Source organism: uncultured Caulobacter sp. (assembly GCF_937900395.1).
Taxonomy (GTDB): domain Bacteria; phylum Pseudomonadota; class Alphaproteobacteria; order Caulobacterales; family Caulobacteraceae; genus Caulobacter.
Window position 1 is genome coordinate 1 of sequence record NZ_CALCDX010000075.1, and the last position, 2,472, is coordinate 2,472.

Here is a 2,472-nt window from a genome sequence, read left to right on the forward strand (position 1 = left end):
CGCCCAGCTCGCCCCCTCCGGCCCTCTGGGCCACCTCCCCCGCATCGCGGGGGAGGAACATTCGCAGCAAAATCCGGGCGGACAGGCTCGCGCCGGCGGGCGACCATCGCCCCATGACCCGTCCCACCCGCCTCCTCCTGGACCGCGCGCCGTCGCCGATCGGCGAGCTGCTGATCGTCACCGACGAGACCGGCCTGCTGCGCGCCGTCGACTTCCATGACTTCGAGCCCCGCCTGCGCCGGCTGCTGCGTCTGCACTACGGCGACCTGCCGCTGGAGATCGGCACGGCGCCGGCCGGGACCAAGGCCGCCTTCGCCCGCTATTTCGCCGGGGACATCGCCGCCCTGTCCGCCCTCGCCTGGGACACCGGCGGCACGCCGTTCCAGCGCGCGGTCTGGCGCGCCCTCGCCGCCATTCCGCCAGGCCAGACCGTCACCTATTCGGAGCTCGCGCGCCGCGTGGAGCGCCCCGCGGCCATCCGGGCGGTCGGCGCTGCGAACGGCGCCAATCCGCTAAGCCTGGTCGCGCCCTGCCACCGCGTGATCGGCATGAGCGGCGCGCTCACAGGCTATGCCGGCGGGATCGAGCGCAAGCGCTGGCTGCTGGCCCATGAGGGCGTGCTCTAAACTTCAGAGATTATTTTCAACAGCCTCCCTGGGCCTCGTGCCCGGGGCCCATCTTTCAACCATCATGGCGTCCATGGGCTCTCTCGGAACCACCACCGCATCATCGGTGGACTTCTCGTCTAGCTGAACGATGGGTCCTCGCCACAAGGGCGAGGAAGGCGGGATTTAGGTCGGCGGACAAATTCCGACAGTAAAGCCTCAAGCCAGCCCCATGCCCCTCGCCACATAAGGCCCGACGTTGAAGAACGGGAGGCTCAGGGTGATCCCGATCAGGGCGTTGACCGCGATCGAACCGGCGTTGAAGCGGCCCGCCTCGCCATCCTTGACCGCCGACAGCGCCCGCGCCGCCGCCGCGCCCAGCCAGCCCACTGCCAGCACCATCGCCATGGCCGCGCCCAGCCGGGGCTGGTAGCCGAGATAGAGCGCCGCGATCCCGTGCGAGGCGATCAGCATGCCGCCGAACGCCCGCCCTTCCGCGAACAGCGGCGACTTCGGCGTCTCCTCGTCGGCCAGACCCGCCAGGCCCAACATGATCTGCGGCCGCGCCAGGATCATGCCGCCCAGAGCGCCGCCGATGACGCAAGCCACCACCGCCAGGAACAGGGACAGGACGTAGCTGGACATCGGCTCTCCTCGATTGAGGTCACGCGGGCGCGTGGCAGACGGCCTCGACGTTTCGACCGTCCGGGTCAAGAACGAAAGCCGCATAATAGTTGGGATGATAGTGAGGCCGCACGCCCGGCGCGCCATTGTCCGTCCCGCCCGCCGCCAGGGCCGCGGCGTGGAAGGCGTCGACCTGGGCCCGGTCGGCGGCCAGGAAAGCCACGTGCATCGGCCCGGTCACGACCTCGCCCTCGCTGACCCAGAAGCTGGGCTTGCCGGCCTGTATGTCGCGGCGATCGGCGGTGGCTCCATAGCCGATGAAAGCCGTGCTCCCCGTCTCCTCGGCGCTGACGCTCATGACCACGCCGATCCCGAGCGGCGCGAAGGCCGCGTCATAGAACGCCTTGGAGACCTGGAGATCCCGCACCGTCACGCCCATATGGTCGATCACTGGACCGCTCCCGTTAACCGCACGCCGCAAAAAGTTCGCATCGGGCGTCCTTGACTCCCCGAAGGCCGGCGCCTAACTGACGCTCGTCGTTAGCACTCGGAGGGAGCGACTGCTAACAGCACCGCTCCCCCTGCTGACGAAGCCATTAAATCAAACCGTTCCGACGGAGAACCACAATGAAGTTTCGTCCCCTGGGCGACCGCGTCCTCGTGAAGCGCGTCGAAGAAGAAACCAAGACCAAGGGCGGGATCATCATTCCCGACACGGCGAAGGAAAAGCCTCAAGAAGGCGAAGTCGTCGCGGTCGGTCCGGGCGCTCGCAACGACAAGGGCGAGATCGTCGCTCTCGACGTGAAGGCTGGCGACCGCATCCTGTTCGGCAAGTGGTCGGGCACCGAAGTGAAGGTCGACGGTCAGGACCTCCTGATCATGAAGGAAAGCGACGTCCTGGGCGTGGTCGAGGCCTAAGGCCTCCCTGTTCCCAAGCGCTTTCGAACGCAACTCTCTTTTAGAAGGGCTCCAAAATGGCCGCTAAAGACGTCTATTTCTCCTCCGACGCGCGCGACAAGATGCTGCGCGGCGTCAACATCCTCGCCAACGCGGTGAAGGTGACCCTGGGCCCCAAGGGCCGCAACGTCGTCATCGAAAAGTCGTTCGGCGCTCCGCGCACGACCAAGGACGGCGTCTCGGTCGCCAAGGAAATCGAACTGTCGGATAAGTTCGAGAACCTCGGCGCGCAGATGATCCGCGAAGTCGCCAGCAAGACCAACGACAAGGCCGGCGACGGCACCAC

Annotated in this window: 4 protein-coding genes and 1 pseudogene; 3 read left to right on the forward strand and 2 right to left on the reverse strand. The window is 67.0% G+C overall.

The window, feature by feature from the left end:
* Window positions 1-626 (forward strand): annotated as a pseudogene (locus Q0379_RS06610) (methylated-DNA--[protein]-cysteine S-methyltransferase); the annotation flags it as partial.
* 198 nt (window positions 627-824) lie between these two features.
* Here Q0379_RS06610 and Q0379_RS06615 read toward each other — a convergent pair.
* Entirely contained in the window at window positions 825-1,250 is a 426-nt protein-coding gene (locus Q0379_RS06615; protein ID WP_299005990.1) for a DUF4345 family protein, read from the reverse strand.
* 19 nt (window positions 1,251-1,269) lie between these two features.
* On the reverse strand, window positions 1,270-1,680 hold the full coding sequence (locus Q0379_RS06620) for a VOC family protein (protein ID WP_299005993.1): 411 nt from the start codon (window positions 1,678-1,680) through the stop codon (window positions 1,270-1,272).
* A gap of 176 nt (window positions 1,681-1,856) precedes the next feature.
* On the opposite strand from Q0379_RS06620, the gene groES reads away from it, so the two are divergent.
* Both groES and Q0379_RS06630 read left to right on the forward strand, forming a co-directional pair.
* Window positions 1,857-2,147, forward strand: coding sequence for a co-chaperone GroES (gene groES, locus Q0379_RS06625; protein ID WP_099536784.1), 291 nt, complete (start codon window positions 1,857-1,859; stop codon window positions 2,145-2,147).
* Between the two features lie 56 nt (window positions 2,148-2,203).
* A partial coding sequence (locus Q0379_RS06630) for a TCP-1/cpn60 chaperonin family protein (RefSeq protein WP_299006001.1) occupies window positions 2,204-2,472 on the forward strand: 269 nt, incomplete at its 3' end.